The organism is Actinoplanes sp. NPDC051475, from assembly GCF_040689425.1.
Classification (GTDB): Bacteria; Actinomycetota; Actinomycetes; order Mycobacteriales; family Micromonosporaceae; genus Actinoplanes.
In genome coordinates, this window is the sequence record NZ_JBFAZZ010000018.1 from 16,638 (window position 1) to 32,080 (window position 15,443).

The 15,443-nt window shown below is 70.6% G+C and carries 15 protein-coding genes; 7 read left to right on the top strand and 8 right to left on the bottom strand.

Features of this window, described 5'->3' with window-relative positions; translation table 11 throughout:
• Positions 1-50: 50 nt before the first annotated feature.
• On the bottom strand, positions 51-482 hold the full coding sequence (gene soxR, locus AB0368_RS30855) for a redox-sensitive transcriptional activator SoxR (protein ID WP_366157532.1): 432 nt from the start codon (positions 480-482) through the stop codon (positions 51-53).
• 58 nt (positions 483-540) lie between these two features.
• Here soxR and AB0368_RS30860 point away from each other — a divergent pair, with 58 nt between their 5' ends.
• Positions 541-1,071 carry an NAD(P)H-dependent oxidoreductase gene (locus AB0368_RS30860; protein ID WP_366157533.1) on the top strand — a complete coding sequence of 177 codons (531 nt, stop codon included), beginning with the start codon at positions 541-543 and terminating at the stop codon, positions 1,069-1,071.
• A gap of 3 nt (positions 1,072-1,074) precedes the next feature.
• Entirely contained in the window at positions 1,075-1,683 is a 609-nt protein-coding gene (locus AB0368_RS30865; RefSeq protein ID WP_366157534.1) for a hypothetical protein, read from the top strand.
• On the opposite strand, the gene AB0368_RS30870 is transcribed toward AB0368_RS30865, so the two are convergent.
• The 3 genes from AB0368_RS30870 to AB0368_RS30880 are packed head-to-tail and all read right to left on the bottom strand — an operon-like array spanning position 1,684 to position 4,306.
• Entirely contained in the window at positions 1,684-2,781 is a 1,098-nt protein-coding gene (locus AB0368_RS30870; RefSeq protein WP_366157535.1) for an acyl-CoA dehydrogenase family protein, read from the bottom strand. It abuts the gene before it with no gap.
• An 11-nt stretch (positions 2,782-2,792) separates the two neighbouring features.
• The gene (locus tag AB0368_RS30875) at positions 2,793-3,977 is read right to left on the bottom strand and encodes an RNA polymerase sigma factor (protein WP_366157651.1); all 1,185 of its coding nucleotides are present in this window, start codon (positions 3,975-3,977) and stop codon (positions 2,793-2,795) included.
• Complete coding sequence (locus AB0368_RS30880; RefSeq protein WP_366157652.1) at positions 3,965-4,306, bottom strand: YciI family protein; 342 nt, start codon at positions 4,304-4,306, stop codon at positions 3,965-3,967. The genes AB0368_RS30875 and AB0368_RS30880 overlap by 13 nt, the downstream gene beginning before the upstream one ends.
• A gap of 278 nt (positions 4,307-4,584) precedes the next feature.
• Here AB0368_RS30880 and AB0368_RS30885 point away from each other — a divergent pair, with 278 nt between their 5' ends.
• From AB0368_RS30885 to AB0368_RS30895, 3 genes are all read left to right on the top strand, one after another.
• On the top strand, positions 4,585-5,436 hold the full coding sequence (locus AB0368_RS30885) for an NlpC/P60 family protein (RefSeq protein WP_366157536.1): 852 nt from the start codon (positions 4,585-4,587) through the stop codon (positions 5,434-5,436).
• 60 nt (positions 5,437-5,496) lie between these two features.
• A complete protein-coding gene (locus AB0368_RS30890) occupies positions 5,497-6,138 on the top strand; it encodes a GNAT family protein (RefSeq protein WP_366157537.1) in 642 nt (213 codons plus the stop codon).
• 299 nt (positions 6,139-6,437) lie between these two features.
• A complete protein-coding gene (locus AB0368_RS30895) occupies positions 6,438-6,968 on the top strand; it encodes a YbhB/YbcL family Raf kinase inhibitor-like protein (RefSeq protein WP_366157538.1) in 531 nt (176 codons plus the stop codon).
• A gap of 69 nt (positions 6,969-7,037) precedes the next feature.
• On the opposite strand, the gene AB0368_RS30900 is transcribed toward AB0368_RS30895, so the two are convergent.
• The gene (locus tag AB0368_RS30900; protein WP_366157539.1) at positions 7,038-7,751 is read right to left on the bottom strand and encodes a class I SAM-dependent methyltransferase; all 714 of its coding nucleotides are present in this window, start codon (positions 7,749-7,751) and stop codon (positions 7,038-7,040) included.
• Positions 7,752-8,427: 676 nt separating this feature from the next.
• Between AB0368_RS30900 and AB0368_RS30905 the strand changes: the two genes are divergently transcribed.
• Positions 8,428-10,017, top strand: a complete 1,590-nt coding sequence (locus AB0368_RS30905; RefSeq protein WP_366157540.1) for a hypothetical protein — start codon at positions 8,428-8,430, stop codon at positions 10,015-10,017.
• 6 nt (positions 10,018-10,023) lie between these two features.
• Here the strand turns inward: AB0368_RS30905 and AB0368_RS30910 are convergent, their stop codons facing one another.
• Entirely contained in the window at positions 10,024-10,746 is a 723-nt protein-coding gene (locus AB0368_RS30910; protein WP_366157653.1) for a hypothetical protein, read from the bottom strand.
• Positions 10,747-11,137: 391 nt separating this feature from the next.
• Here AB0368_RS30910 and AB0368_RS30915 point away from each other — a divergent pair, with 391 nt between their 5' ends.
• The gene (locus AB0368_RS30915) at positions 11,138-12,706 is read left to right on the top strand and encodes a peptide deformylase (protein WP_366157541.1); all 1,569 of its coding nucleotides are present in this window, start codon (positions 11,138-11,140) and stop codon (positions 12,704-12,706) included.
• A gap of 34 nt (positions 12,707-12,740) precedes the next feature.
• Here AB0368_RS30915 and AB0368_RS30920 read toward each other — a convergent pair whose 3' ends face one another.
• On the bottom strand, positions 12,741-13,853 hold the full coding sequence (locus AB0368_RS30920; protein ID WP_366157542.1) for a globin domain-containing protein: 1,113 nt from the start codon (positions 13,851-13,853) through the stop codon (positions 12,741-12,743).
• Between the two features lie 159 nt (positions 13,854-14,012).
• Positions 14,013-15,341, bottom strand: coding sequence for a hypothetical protein (locus tag AB0368_RS30925; RefSeq protein WP_366157543.1), 1,329 nt, complete (start codon positions 15,339-15,341; stop codon positions 14,013-14,015).
• Positions 15,342-15,443: the final 102 nt, after the last annotated feature.

The following is a 15,443-nucleotide window of genomic DNA, read 5'->3' on the forward strand; positions in this document are numbered from 1 at the left end:
GAGGCTACGCCCGGGAGAAAGTCCACTGAGTCCGGTTCGCCCGAATGGCGTCAGTCACCGATCAAGCGGCGGGGACCCGCGCCCAGTCGGCCCAATTCGTCGTTGGGATTGATCAGCGGGCACCGGTCGATCGACATGCAGCCGCAGCCCACGCAGCCGGTGAAGTCGCTGCGCAGCTGCTCGAGGTGGCGCATGCGGCGGTCGAGTTCCTCCTGCCAGCACTGCGACACCCGGGCCCAGTCCTCACGGGTGGGCGTGCGGTTGTCTGGCAGCAACGCGAGGACCGCGGCGACCTCCTTCAGCGGGATGCCGACCCGCTGGGCGATGCGGATGAACGCCACCCGGCGCAGCGCGTCCCGGCGGTAGCGGCGCTGATTGCCCGCGGTGCGCGTACTCGTGATCAGGCCTTGGCGCTCGAAGAAATGCAGCGCCGACACCGTCACCCCGCTGCGGTCGGCGAGCTGCCCCACCGTGAGCTCCATCGCGTCGTCCCCTCGTCGGCTTGACCTCAACATTAGTTGGGGTTTTAGCGTCCCCGGCATGGACATCACGCCGCTTCGCACCGCAGTCATCGTCGGGAGCACCCGGGAAGGCCGGTTCGGCCCCACCGTCGCAGCCTGGGTCGCCGCCGAGATCGGCGGGCGATCCGACCTGGCCGCCGAGATCGTCGATCTCGCCGACGGCACCGACACCGTCACCAAGCAGCTCGGCGAGGCCGACGCCTTCGTCGTCGTCACCCCGGAGTACAACCACAGCTATCCGGCGCCGCTGAAGGCCACGATCGACGACCACTACGCCGAATGGCAGGCGAAACCGGTCGCCTTCGTCGCGTACGGCGGACTGTCGGGCGGCCTCCGAGCCGTGGAGCACCTGCGTACCGTCTTCGCCGAACTGCACGCGATGACCGTGCGCGACACCGTGAGCTTCCACGGCGGCCGGCAGTGCTTCGACGCCGCGGGCCGGCCCGTGGACCCGGAGAGCGCCGTCGCCGCGCAACGGATGCTGGACCGGCTCGCCTGGTGGGGGCACACGTTGCGGGAGGCCCGCGCCGTTCGCCCGTACGGGACCTAGGCCATGCGGATCAGCGACCGGATGCCCGACCCGGCCCGTGACGACGTTGCCATCGTGCTCGCCGGCGAGTGGGTGGCTGAGGATAAAAGGGCCGCCGCGCAAGCGGTCGTGGCCGCGTGGCGGGCGAAGCCGTGGCCGGACGGGCTCCTGTCCCTCTCGCTCTTCGTCGACGTGGACGGCGATCGCGTCCTGCACTACTCACAGTGGACGACCGAGAACCCGACGCTGGACCTGCCCGGCCTGGCCGCGTACCGGCTTTACCGCGGAGACCGGCACGCCGAGGGCCGCACCCCGGGCGCGATCGTGAGCGTCCGGGTCGACACCGACGGCCCGGAGATCGCGCGGACCTGGATCGACGCGGTGTTCGACGCCCTGGCAGCGGACCGGGGCCTGCCCTCCGGGGGCATCGGTGGGTTCTTCCACCTCAGCACCGACGGCTCCCAGGTCTTCAACTACGCCGAGTGGGAGACCGCGGAGGCACACCGCAAGGCCCTGGCCGCCAACGACGGCGGCGTTTCGCGCGGCCCGCTGTGGGACAAGGTCCGGACCATGCCGGGGGTGCATCCGCGCAGCGTCACCCGCTTCCACCTGTACGCGACCCTGACCCGCTGATCAGAGCCGCGCGGTCGGCACGGTGTCGCCGAGACCCAGCAGCACCGCGCCGACCGTCTCGGTCACGTCGCCGGACACCATGGCGTGTTGCGTGGCCACGTGAACGTCGCGGAAATGGCGCTGCAGCGGGCTGGAGTCGTACACGGCGGTGCCCCCGGCGGCGTTGTAGACGAGGTCCACCGCCCTGGCGGCGTTGCGGGTCGCGGTGGAGATCGCGAGCCGCAGCGCCGCACGGGCGGCTGTGTCCGTACCGGCCGTCCGCACCGCGCTCAGCAGGTACGCGAGGCCCGAGCCGTGCAGCGCCGTGGCCTCCGCGACCGCCACCCGTACGGCCGGCTTCGCGCCGATGGAATCACCGGTCACCGGGTTCCGCTTGGCCCGGGCGAGCTCGCCGAAGTCCTCGATCGCCGCCCGTGCGATGCCCAGGGCCACCGCGCCGATGCCCAGCGCGAGCAGCGACAGGGCGGGGAACGCGTACAGCGGCCCGGCCTGCCGAGGCGGCTCGGCCAGGGAGAACGTCCGGTCGGCGGGGACGAACACGTCGTCGGCGGAGAAGTCGTGGCTGCCGGTGCCCCGCAGCCCGGCCACGTCCCAGGTGTCGTGGATGGACACGTCGGCCGCGTCCAGCACGGCCAGCCGCGCGCCGGCCGGCGTGACGACCCCGCCGACCAGCCAGGTCGCGTGGTGGCACGCGCTCGCGAAGGACCACCGTCCGCTCACCCGGTAACCGCCCTCGACCGGTGCCGCCCGTCCCAGCGGTGCGGCCACGCCGGCGATGAGGAACCGGGGGTCCCGCAGCAGGTCCGTTGCGGTGGCCGGCGGCAGATGGCCGAGCGCCATCGAGGTCGCGGCGCCGATCATCGCGCACCATCCCGTCGAGCCGTCGGCCCGTCCCAGCTCCTCGAAGATCTCGACCAGCGCGCCCGGTTCGGCCTCGAGACCACCGCACTCCCGCGGGGCCGCCAGCCGGAAGACGCCCAGCCCGGCGAGCTGTTCGATCAGCGCGGGCGGCACGCCGCGGTCCTGCTCGATGAGGGGCGCCATCTTGCGGATCGCCGGGGACAGGGCGCGGATGTCATCGATCGGTGAGGTCGGCATGACGCCGAGTATTACGGATGCCCGTGCCGGCGCAGGTAGGACCGCTCCGCCTCGTTCTCGGTGAGCTTCGAGGCCCGGTCGTAGGCGTCCATCGCCTCGTCGGCGCGCCCCAGCCGGGCCAGCAGCTCGGCGCGTACCGCGTGGAAGACGTAGTACTGGTTCAGGGCCAGGCCGTCGACGATCGTCAGCGCCGGTTCCGGCCCCGCGACCTCGGCCAGCGCCACCGCCCGGTTCAGCGCGACGACCGGCGTGGGGGCGAGGGCCAGGAGCTGGTCGTACAGCTCGAGGATCGTCGGCCAGTCGGTGGCCGAGGCGGTCGGGGCGGCGCTGTGCACGGCGTTGATCGCTGCTTGCAATTGGTACGGCCCCGGCCGGCCCCGCCGTACGCACCCCCGGACGAGCTCCTGCCCCTCGGCGACGAGCGCGGAGTCCCACCGGGAGCGGTCCTGGTCGGCGAGCCGCACCAGCCTGCCGTCCACAGTGGTCCGCGCGGGGCGGCGCGCGCTGATGAGGAGTTGCAACGCCAGCAGTCCGGCCACCTCGGGTTCGTCCGGCATCAGCGCGGCGAGCATCCGGGTCAGCCGGACGGCCTCGGCGCACAGGTCGTCGCGGACGAGGTCGGGGCCGCTGCCGGCCGCGTACCCGGCATTGAAGATCAGATAGAGCACGGCCAGGACCGGCCGCAACCGATCCGGCAGCTCGGCGTCCCCGGGCACCCGGTACGGGATGCCCGCGTCCCGGATCTTGGCCTTCGCCCGGACGATGCGCTGGGCCATCGTGGCCTCGGGCACCAGGAATGCCCGCGCGATCTCCGGTGTGGTGAGCCCGCCCAGCAGCCGCAGCGTGAGCGCGACCTGTGCCTCCTGCCGGAGGGCGGGGTGACAGCAGGTGAAGATGAGGCGCAAGAGGTCCTCCTCCTCGCCGGCGGGCTCCGGCGGGAGCAGCCGAAGCGCCTCGCTCTCCTTGGCGCCGCGCGCCGATTCCCGGCGCAGGTGGTCGACGGCCCGGCGGCGGGCCGTCGTGATGATCCAGCCGGCGGGGCTCGCCGGCAGGCCGTCCCGTGGCCACCGGGCCGACGCGACGGTGAACGCCTCCTGAACCGCCTCCTCGGCGAGGTCGAGATCGCCGAGGAGACGGGTCAGGACGGCCACCGCGCGGCCGTACTCCGTGCGGTAGACCTCGCTCAGCTCGAGAATGGCCGCACCTCGACCGGGAGCGTGGTGATCGCGGCCATCCGCTCGCCCCAGCGCAGGGCGACATCGAGGTCGGTCGCCCGGACGACGGTGAACCCGCCGACGTGTTCCTTGCCCTCGGTGAACGGGCCGTCGGTCAGCATCACATCGCCCTCCTTCGCGCGGATCACGGTCGCCGTGTCGGGCGGGCAGAGACCCGCCGTGAAGACGAACGCTCCGGTGTCGTGCAATTCCTCGTTGAGCGCGGCCAGGCCCCGCATGATCGGCTCGAGGACCTCGGGCGGAGGCGTCGGCCCGTCCGGCTGGTACATGCTGAGCAGGTACGTCTTCATGTCTGGCTCCTCTCGACTTGTTCGTCACGATCTACACGAACGCGCGTCACCGGAATCGACACCGGCCGGGATTAATTTTTTCTGTTCCGCCGAACAGCACCACGAATGTGTGTTGGCATGGTCGGCGGAATTAATCAATAACGTCCGGGTTCCCATTGTCGCCGTTCAACGGATGACAGCCGGCGCGGCGGCAGTTCCCGACCGCGCCGGGACGGGATGCGCGTGAGTGCCCCGGGCCTAGTTCGGAGGCTCTGCTGTCCCGTCCGTCCACCGGCCGCGTGCTGGCCGCCGGCGCCCTGGCGCTGGCCGTCACTGCACCGGTCTTCGAACCCATTACCCCCGCTGACCTGCCGCTGCTCCCGCTTTCCGCGGCCGCCGCCGAGGCGGCGATGCCCACCGTGCAGGAACGGGCGCGCGACCGGGCGGCGTCCCGGGCGGCGGCCCGGCGATCCGTCACCCGGCCTGCCGCGACGGCTCAGCGTCAGATTCTGACGGTACGGCGGGACCAGGAGTCCGCCCGCCAGGCCGAGGAGGCGATCCTGCTCGCCGAGCGCATGGCCGCGGTGGAACGGCGGATCGCCGCCGAACGCCGAGCCGCCGCCGTTGAACGAGGTGCCGCCGCCGTTGAACGAGGTGCCGCAGCGGTCCAACGCCGTGCGGCAGCAGCTCGACGCCGTGCCGCAGCCGCCCGTCGCCGTGCCGCAGCCGTCGCGAGTCGTGCGCAAGCTCGTCCGGTCCTGCGCAAGCGCGCCGTCCGGCGGGCCGTCGCGGCCCGCCCTCGCCTCACACGCGGCACGTCGCCGCGCATGGCGTCGGTGATCGCCTACGCCAGGGCGCAGGTCGGCAAGCGCTACTCCCCCGGCGGGGAGGGTCCGCGCGCGTTCGACTGCTCCGGCTTCACCAAGCGGGCGTACGCCCGTGCCGGCCTGCGGCTGCCGCACTCGTCGGGGGGTCAGGCGGCGCGGGCACGTACCGTCTCGCGCGCCGCGGCTCGTCCCGGCGACCTCGTCGTGGGGGCCGGTCACGTGGGCATCTACATGGGCCGCGGCATGATGATCGATGCGGGGAACCAGCGGACCGGGGTCGTGTACCGCCGGCTGTACGCGGGGCTGCACATCGAGCGGTTCTGATCCGGCACCGCCGTTCTAATTCGGTCGCCGCCGGGAAGCGGCGCGACCAGAATCGGCGGCATGATCACCGACCACTGGCCGTTGTTCGGGCTGCGGCTTCGTACGCCGCGGCTCGAACTGCGCCTGCCGGATCTCGATGATCTCGCCCGGCTCGGCGATGTCGCGGCCGCCGGCGTGCACGACCCCGCGGTGATGCCGTTCGTGGCGCCCTGGACCCACACGACGCCCGAGGAACGGGCCCGCAACACGATCAAGTGGCAGTGGACGCAATGGGGGCGTTGGTCGCCCGGCGACTGGGCGTTGCAGCTGGTGGTCGTGGCCGGCGACGAGGTCATCGGTACGCAGGACATGGGCGCCCGCGATTTCGCCACGGCGCGGATCGTCGGCACCGGGTCCTGGCTCGGGCTGGCGCACCAGGGCAGGGGATACGGCACCGAGATGCGGGCGGCGGTGCTGGATCTCGCCTTCACGGGCCTCGGCGCCGAGCTCGCGACCTCGGAGGCGTTCGAGGACAACGCCGCCTCGTACGCCGTCTCGCGCAAGCTCGGCTACGCCGACAACGGCACCGAGTGGCACGTCGTACGCGGGGAGCGGGTCCCGGGCCGGCGGCTGGTCCTCGACCGGCCGGCCTGGGCCGCGGCGCGGACCACCGAGGTGAAGATCACCGGTCTGGAACCCTGCCTGCCGCTGTTCGGCCTGTAGCCGCCCCGCATGGCAGTCGGCACCTGTCCGGCTGGACAGGTGCCGACTTGCTGGCCGCGGCTGCGCTGAGCGACCGATCACCACCGGGCACGGGGATCTCTGCCGCTCGAACCCGGTCGGATGTCTGACACCACTATCGCCCCGGTCAAGCCCCAGGGCGCGCACCAGCTGTGCGTTTCCTCGGCGAACCGGTCACGGGGGTTATCGGGTTCGAAAGCTGTGCGACATCTCACTCGGTTACTTTTAGCTCACAGGGGCAGTCTGGACCGCGGAGTCCGCACAGCTGGAAGGACAACAGCATGAATTTGGAGCGCGCAGAGGCACCGGATCCCTACGACATCCTGCCGCCGGTTCCGTCCTTCGCGGTGACCAGCACGGACGTGACCGACGGGCATCCGCTCGACGAGCTGTACGTGCATCCCAGCGTGGGTGGCAAGAACCTGTCCCCGCAACTCGCCTGGTCCGGCTTCCCCGCCGGGACCCGCGGCTTCGTGGTGACCTGCTTCGACCCGGACGCACCGACCGGCAGCGGCTTCTGGCACTGGGTGGTGGTGAACCTGCCGGCCTCGGTCACCGAGCTGCCGCGCGGGGCCGACCCGCTGCCGGAAGGTGCCTTCACCATCCGCACCGACTACGGCGAGGCCGGCTACGGCGGCGCCGCCCCGCCGCCGGGTGACCGCCCGCACCGGTACGTCTTCGCGGTGCACGCCCTGGACGTGGACCGCCTGGAGGTCGGCGAGGACGCGACTCCCGCGTACGTCGGCTTCAACCTGGCGTTCCACACGCTGGCGCGGGCGACGATCCGCCCGACGTACCAGGTCAAGGGCTGAATTCCCGCCCCTTGTACGCCGAAAAGCCCGCCAGGTCTGTGACCGGGCGGGCTTTCTGGTGTGCCTGGGTCAGCCGGGAACCTTCGCGACGACGAAGACCGACTGGCCGAACGGCGGCTTCACGACCTTCTCGGCGGCCTTGGTGACCGGCAGCACGACGCTGTCGTAGATCTTCACCATCGGCCCCTCCTTCGGGGCCAGCTTGAAGATGCTCGTCGCGGTGTAGTAGCCGATGAGGCCCAGCGCGTTCGCGTAGTGCAGCTTCTCGATGGTCAGGCCGGCCTCGGTCATGGCGGCCCGCATCGTCTTCTTGGTGTAGCGGCGGATGTGGCCCGTCGCGATGTCGACCTGGCTCATCGCGAACATGAACGCCGGGACGATCAGGATGACCCGGCCGCCGGGGCGGACCAGCTCGGCCATGCTGCGCAGTGCCCCGACGTGGTCCTCGATGTGCTCGAGCACGTTGTAGGAGACCGCGGCGCTGTACTCACCCGCGGCGTCGGGCGCCGGCAGCAGCATCTGCCGCACGTCGATGTTGGTGTGGTCGGCCAGGCGCTCCTTGAGCTGCACGAGCCGGTCCGGGTCCGCCTCGGTGGCGGTGAAGTGCGGAACGTGCTCCGCCCACTCCAGGGCGTAGTCGCCGAGGCCGCTGCCGATCTCGATCGGGTTCTCCCCCAGGTAGGGGAGAGCCAGCTCGACGAACCAACGACGGTGGTTCACGGCCATGGCGAGGCCTTCGAGCACTTCGGACTGGATCCGCTGGTCTCCAGTGATGTCTGCCATAAGTAAGGTTCCCTCGTCTTGCCGATCCGAGCTGACAGCGGGACCGGAAGAGTTAAGCATCCGGTGCGCGCAACCGAAAGTTGAGCGGGGGCTGACCGCTCCATTTTTGCCTGATTGAGACATTGCCCCGGGGGTACCCGGGATCGTTACCCATCATGCACCACTGGCGTGAGGCGGCGGTAAAACGCGCGTACATATCGGGTCGATCACGCCTCGGCCGCCCGTCACGACACTGTTACCAAGCTCCGTTAGGCTCGCCGATGCTATGACGATTACGGGTATTGACTCGACCGGCCAGTCGCCCGGCGGGAACGTTCTGCCACCGGACCCGGAGGCCGCCACCGAAGACCTGGATGCGGAGCTGCGCACCCTCGAAAGCGAGGTTGCCGCCGCGCCGATCACGGTCATACCCGCAGATCGCAAGGCGACCGAGGCGGCCCCCGAGCCGGCTCTGGAGCCGGCGCCGCGGCGCCGCTGGTGGCGCTCTCTCACCTGGCGAGACGCGCTGGCGATCGCCACCTTTGTCGGGGTAGCGCTCTTCCTGACGGCGCCCTTGTGGCTCAATCTTGATCATGAGTTGCGCGATGATCCTCAGGATCAAGCATTCTTTGAGTGGATGCTGGCGCACGGTGCGCGCGTGCTCACGGATGGCGCTTATCCGTTCTTCTCCGATCGCATGAATTACCCCGATGGGGTGAACATGATGGCCAACACCTCGGTGCTGGCCGTCTCACTGCCGATGACGCCGGTCACTGTCCTCTTCGGGCCGCATGTGGCGTTCAACGCGTTTCTCACTCTCGCCTTGGCGATCACCGGCATCTCGTGGTATCTCGTGCTCTCGCGCCAGTTCGTCACCTCGCGGCTGGCCGCGTGGGTGGGCGCGCTCTTCGTCACCTTCGCGCCGAGCATGGTCGCGCACGCCGGCGGCCACCCGAACATCGTCTCGCAGTTCCTGGTGCCGTTGATCATCTGGCGCACCCTCGCGCTGCGTACGCCGGGCCGCGCGGCCCGCAACGGGCTGATCCTCGCGGGCCTGCTCGTCTGGCAGGCGTTCATCAACCTCGAGATCCTCTTCATGACCGCGGTCGGGCTGGGTATCTTCTGCACCGCCATGGCGATCTCACGGCGCAAGCGAATCGCCCGGGCCGAGGTGACGACCTTCCTGCGCGCGCTGGGCGTGACCGCCGCGGTGACGCTGGCCGTGCTGGCATACCCGCTCTCCGTGCAGTTCTTCGGGCCGCAGAGCTATCACGGCCTGTCCGAGTTCGTCCGGTACTTCGGCACCGACCTCGGCGCTTTTACCGCGTACGCGCAGCGCTCCATCGCCGGTAACAGCGTGACCGCCGCCCGCCTGGCGCAGAACGCCTCCGAGGAGAACTCCTTCTTCGGCTGGGGCCTGATCATCCTTTTCTTCGGCCTGGTGGCGTGGATGCGCCGCAGCGCGGCCGTGCTCACGCTGGCCGGCCTGGCGCTGCTCTTCGGCGCCCTGTCGCTCGGCCCGCGGGTCCACCTCAACGGCGCCGACACCGGCGTCAACGGCATCTGGGCGCTGCTGCACAGCGTCCCGGTGCTGAACTCGGCCGTGCCGACCCGCTGGGCCATGGCGATCGCGCCGGTCATCGGCATCGTGCTGGCGCTCGGCTGCCAGAAGGCCTCGGATCTGATGAAGGCCCAGCCGTCCGCCCGCGGCCCGGTCCGGGTTGCGATGATCACGGCGGTGGCGATGGCCCTGGTGCCGCTCGCCCCGACTCCGCTGCGGACGGCCCCCATGGAGCCGGTGCCGGACTTCGTGACGTCGGGCGCCTGGCGCCAGTACGTCGACGACAACCACACGGTGGTCGCCCTGCCCCTGCCGGACAGCCAGTACCCCGATCCGATGCGGTGGAGCGCCTACACCGGGCAGGACATGCGGATCGCGAGCGCGTACGCGCTGCTGCCGGCCCAGAACCCGCTCGACCCGGCGGACCGCGCGGCGCTGTTCTCGCCGCCGTGGCGGCCGACCAGTGGGCTGATGAGCTCGATCAAGCAGGGGAACCCCACCCCGGAGATCACCGACACCCGGCGCGAGATGACGCTGGCCGACCTCCGCTACTGGAAGGCCGGCGTGGTGGTGCTCACGCCTCAGGAGCGCGACATCGAGATGCTGCGGGCGATGACCGACCTGCTCGGCTTCCAGCCGACGTGGACCGGCGGCGCCTGGGTGTGGAACGTCCGCGCGATGGTCGACGACCCCAAGGCGACGCTGAGCGGAGCCGCTCTCAGCTGACGGAGGTCAGTGCTGCTGGATGCAGCAGCCCATGCAGACCTTGGGCTGCGGCAGGGTGAAGGCCAGGCAGCAGGTCTTCCGCTGCACCTCCAGCTTGCCGGCGCGGCCGGGGACCAGCTCGATGAGGTCCTCAACGCCGAGGGCGCCGAGCAGGACCCCGATGGTCTCCGCCGACGAGCCCGGCAGGACGTCGGCCGAGCGGAGTACCGCGTACGCGATCCCGGAGGCGAGCGAGCCCAGCAGGGTGCGCCTGCCGAGCCTTACCCGGCTGTGGATCGCGTCCAGCAGCGGCGTCAGGTGCTCGTCCAGCAGCGACCGTCGCAGCTCCTCGAGCAGGGCCGCCTCGGTGGGGACCACCCGCACGCCTGCCCGGCCGCTCAGGGCCAGCGGGTCGGACGGCAGCACCGCCACCGTCACGTCAGGGTGCAGGCCGATCGTCACCAGGGGACGCGGGTCGTCGAAGTGCATCAGCACGTCGGAGCCGGTCAGCAGCGGCACTCGACGGGCCGAGGCCCAGCCCAGCACCGCCGGCAGGGCCAGCCAGTACGTGTACGCCTTCCAGGCCAGCGCGGCGGCCGCGTGGGGCTGCGCCTGCCAGCGTCGCTCGGACGAGTCGAGCATGACGTCCAGGGCGCTGCCGGTCAGCTCCGACGTCGGCATCCAGCCCGTCGTGTCGCGTACCAGAAGGTCGGGCGCCAGACCCGGCAGCTCGGTGGACGTGCCGAACATCGCTTGCAGGGTTGCGGTGACCGGTGCGAGGGGCGGCTCGGCGAAGGCCGAGTGACCGGCGACGGACCGGTCGAGGGTGGTGGTCACCGGCGGCCGCCGGCCCGGAGGTAGCAGGAGCTCTGCGGGATCACTGCTGTCACCTCGCCCTCGCACATCGTTCAGGATCACTCACCGTACTCTGTTAAGGCTAGCCTAACCATGCCCGGAAGGCTTCGCGATGTGGGGGCCCAGACAGGTATTTCTGTATCAATACCCCGAGCAAGGGTGACCTAACGCAGCGTTGCGGCGTTGCCGGTTTCGTCAAGGTATCTGTCGGCAACGCGCTACAAGCCCCATGCGGACACCGGAAGACATGGACACTGAACTTCCTGTCGCAAAGGGGACATCCGTGATGACCACCTCGCCAGTCGAGAGGGCCGCCGACCAGTTCGTGGCGGCGCTTGCGCAATGGCGGGTCGAGCGCGGCATGACCAAGAAGCAGCTCGCCGCCCGGATGGGCTTCGACCCGTCCTACGTCAGTCACGTCGAGGGCCGCCGGCACAAACCCACCGAGGACTTCGCCCGCCGGGCCGAGGCCGTCCTGGCCGCCGGCGGCGTGATCTGGCAGCGGTTCCAGGAGTACGACGAACTGCGCCACGCCCGCGGCACCCAGCTGCATCGCGACCCACCGGTGCCCGTCCAGTGGCTGCCGCCCGGGACGGGACTCATCGTCGAGCAGGAGATCGCCGAGCTCACGTACATGAAGGGCGCGTACCGCTGCCGGATCCGGCGCGCCCTCTACAACGCCGGCGTCGAGCCGGTGACCCGGTACCTGGTCAAGATCGCCGTGGACCGCTATCCGCACGACCCGGCCGGCTCCAACCAGCACCACCGCCAGCACCCGCTCAGCTTCGAGGAGATGGACCTGCACGCCGTCGCCGGGGAAGGCGACGCCGTCGAGCCGATGCAGTGGCGACTCAAACTGGACCGCGACGCCGCCAAGGAGGTGTGGCTGCTCTTCGCCAACGACCACGGCCAGTTCCCGCTCTATCCGGGCGAACGCACAACCATCGACTACGCCTACACGGTCGACGAGGAGAAGTGGGGGCACTGGTTCCAGCGGGCCGTGCGCCTGCCCACCCGCAACCTCACCGTGCGCCTGGACTTCCCGGTCGAATTCGAACCGCAGGTCTGGGGTGTGGAGACATCCCTGGCCGCCGAGGTGCCCGTCCGTACCCCGCTCGAACGGCACAACGACGACCGGCGCGCGGTCTTCGAATGGTCGACCGACGCACCCCTGCTCAACGCCCGCTACCGCCTCGAATGGCGGTTCCGCGGGCAGACCGCCCCGCACACCGGAGACGAAGGCGTCCCCCGGCAACGAACGGCCGTGGAACCCCGTACACCGGAGCCGAACGGCCATGAGCTGAGAGCGAGCCAGCGGATGCGCGGAATAGGCATCGTGCAGCGCGGAGCGGATCTGCTCCGCCAGCGCGCCCGGCACTTTCAACTGCCCCGGGAGGAATCGCACGCCCGAGAGGCCGTGGCCGCGCTGCGGGCCACCCTGGGCCGGCTCGAGACCGTGCACGACTTCAGCAAGGGGGTGGGGCTGGCCGCGCCGCAAATAGGCCTGGCGGTTGCCGCCGCCATGGTCCGGCCGCCGGAACGCGGCGCCCAGCCCGTCGTCCTGCTGAACCCCCGCGTCGTCGACGAGTCCGGGGAGACCGACGAACAGTACGAGGGCTGCCTCTCGTTCTTCGACTACCGCGGCCTGGTCGTCCGGCCGCTACGCGTGGACGTGGAACACGCCCGCTTCGACGGCACCCGGGTCATCACCTCCTTCGAACAAGCCATGGCGCGTCTGGTCAGCCACGAGATCGACCACCTCGACGGACGCCTCTACGTGGACCGGATGGCCGCCGACTCCGCCCTCGTGCCGGTCGAGGAGTACGGCCAGACCGGCCGCCCGTGGAGCTATTAGCGTCTCGCTACATCCCCGGTCTCGTCCCATCCCGTCACATCTCGGAGAAGCTGTCGTACTTGATGCGGATCGACGGAACCTGGAGCTCGGCCAGCGTCTTCAAGGTCGCCTTGACCATGGGGCCCGAACCGGAGACGAAGAAGTCGTGCTCGTTCCAGGGGCCGTACCGGGCGACGACGTCCGAGATGTTGCCCTGCTCGCCGGGGAAGGTGGGATCGTCGCTGCACGCGGTGACCACGGACAGCCACGGGTAGCGCGCGGCCAGGCGGTTCAGCTCGGCGAGGTCGTACAGGTCGTCACGGGTCCGGGCGCCGAAGAAGACGTGCACCCAGCGCGTGCGGTTGTACCGGGTCAGCTCCTCCAGCAGCGATTTGATCGGCGCGAGGCCGGTGCCGCCGGCGACGAACACCGCGTCCCGGGTCGAGCGCCGGTCCAGATTCATCGACCCCATCGGCGCGGCGAGCCGGATCATGTCACCGACCTCCAGCCGCCGGACCAGCGCACTCGACACCCAGCCGGCGCCGACCGCGCGTACGTGGAACTCCAGAGTGTTGTCGCGCCGGGGAGCGTTCGCGGGTGAGTACGTACGCCACAACCGCGGCTGGAACCGCGGGCACTCCAGGCTGAGATACTGCCCGGCCCGATACTCCAGCGGCTGCATCGGCATCACGGTGAAGACCGCGATGTCATTGGCGCGGCGCTCGTGCGAGATCACTTCGGCATACCAGTACGGCGGGTTCGTGTCCGCGTCGGCGCCGGCCAGCATCTTCGAGGCGATCACCGCGTACGCGTCGGCCCACGCCTGGTCGTACTCGATTCCCCACTGCTCGCCGCCGAAATGCCGCATGGCCTCGATCAACGCGCCGCCGACCACCTCGTAGTGCTCCGGTTCCACGTGGAACTTGCGGTGGTCCCGGCCGAGGCCCCGGAGATAGTCGTCGAACTTCTCCGGATCCTCGAGCGTCTGCACCGCGGTGACGATCGCGTTGAGCAGCCGCGCCCGCTGAACGTCCATATGGACGGGGAAGAGGTCCCGGAGATCGGGGTGCGAGAGAAAGATGCGCGCGTAGAAATAGCCGGCGACTTTCTCCTGGTGCTCCTCGACGAGGCTCCAGCTCTCCTTGAGCAAACGCGCGAGGTCTCCCATGCCCTTAGGGTGGGCAGAGCGAGAGGTTACGCATCGCACCGAAAGTGCGACATAGAGCGCACAATTGCCGACAGTCGGCGCGTCGCTTGTGCGGATAGGTCCGGATGTGCGTGCGCTTGGGTCACCCGATCGGGGTACGCCGCGAGTTCAGCCCTGGCTTCAGCGCCGGTAGAAGAGCGTGGCCCGAGCTCCCATGGTCTGTGCGGCGGCCCGGCTGGTCAGTACCGCGGCGAGCAGACTGGCGCCGGGGAAGTACCGGTTGGCAACGCGGAGAACCGCCCAGCCGCCGGCATGCACCGCGACCATCCGGCCCAATCGCCACGCGGCATCGGTCAGCCCGGCACCCTCGTAGCTGTGCTCCTGCGCGGACACCAGCGCGGCCTCCGCATCCTCCCGCTCAGGGTGGACCCGGGTCAGCACCAGCAGATCCACGGCCCGGGCCGGGTCGGCCGGGTCGACACCGTACGCCGCGGCCACGTGCAGCGCCAGCTCCGCCTGCGTCAAGGCCGCGGCACCGAGCAGCGCAATCGGAGCGTACGAGCCGGCGACCGCGGCGAAGACACTGTTCACACTGCCGAACCGGGTGAACTGCTGCACCGCCAGCCGAGCGATCGCATCAGGCCCCGCGGCCGGATAGGCATCCCGCATGCGCTGAGCCCATTCGGCGGCACGCGGGCCGATGGTCTGAACGGCGGCGACGGCGAGCAGCTCCGGGGAGTGGGCGGGATCGGCGAGGATGCGGGCCCAGGCCTCGAAGCGGGCCGCCGCGGTGCTGCGCCGGCGGGCTTCAACGGACTCGGTGTCCGTCGATGGAGCAATCTGCGGCGGAAGGGTCTGCTGTACGGGGACGACAGCCCCCGGCTGCCCCGGGGCCGTAGCCGGGGGCTCGGCAGCCCGGGTTGTCGCCCCGGCCTCTTTGCCGGGTGAGGGTTGCTCCGCCGGGCTGCTGGCTTTCGGCTCTGAGCCGCTGGGCGTGGCCGCTGCTGCCCTGGCCGCCGGGCCGCTCGGGGCGGACGTCGCTGCCTTCTCCTCCGGTGTGGGAGTCGGCTCGTCCGGGACGGTGGTCATGTCCGGCTCGACCACGGCCGGCGCCAGCTCGGAAGCGGCCGCCTTGACGGCCTTCTTAAGCGGCGCAGTCCTCCTAGCCGCCGTCGACTTCGTGACCTTCTTAGCCGGCACGGAATTCCTCGCTGGGGCGGCTTGCCCCGTCTCGGTGGCCGCGCTCGTCGGCGTGGCTTTCTTTGCTGGAGTGGCTTGCCCTGCCGGGGTGGCCGCGCTCGTCGGCGCGGCCTTCTTCCCTGGGGCGGCGTGCCCTGTCTGCGTGGCGTCGCTCGTCGGCGTGGCCTTTGCTGGCGTGTCCTGCCCGGTCTGGGTGGCGTCGCTCGCCGGCGTGGCCTTCTTCGCCGGGGTGGCCTGGCCCGCTTGCGCGCCGTCTTTCGCGGGCGTGGTGTTCGCGGGCGTGGGCTTCGGGGGCGTGGCCTTCGTCACGGCCGGGACGGGCCTCGCGGGTGCCGCCTTCTTCGCCACTGCCTTCCCCGGGGTGGTGGCTTTGCGGGCGCGGGGGGATGAGCCGTTCACTTTGGTGGACGG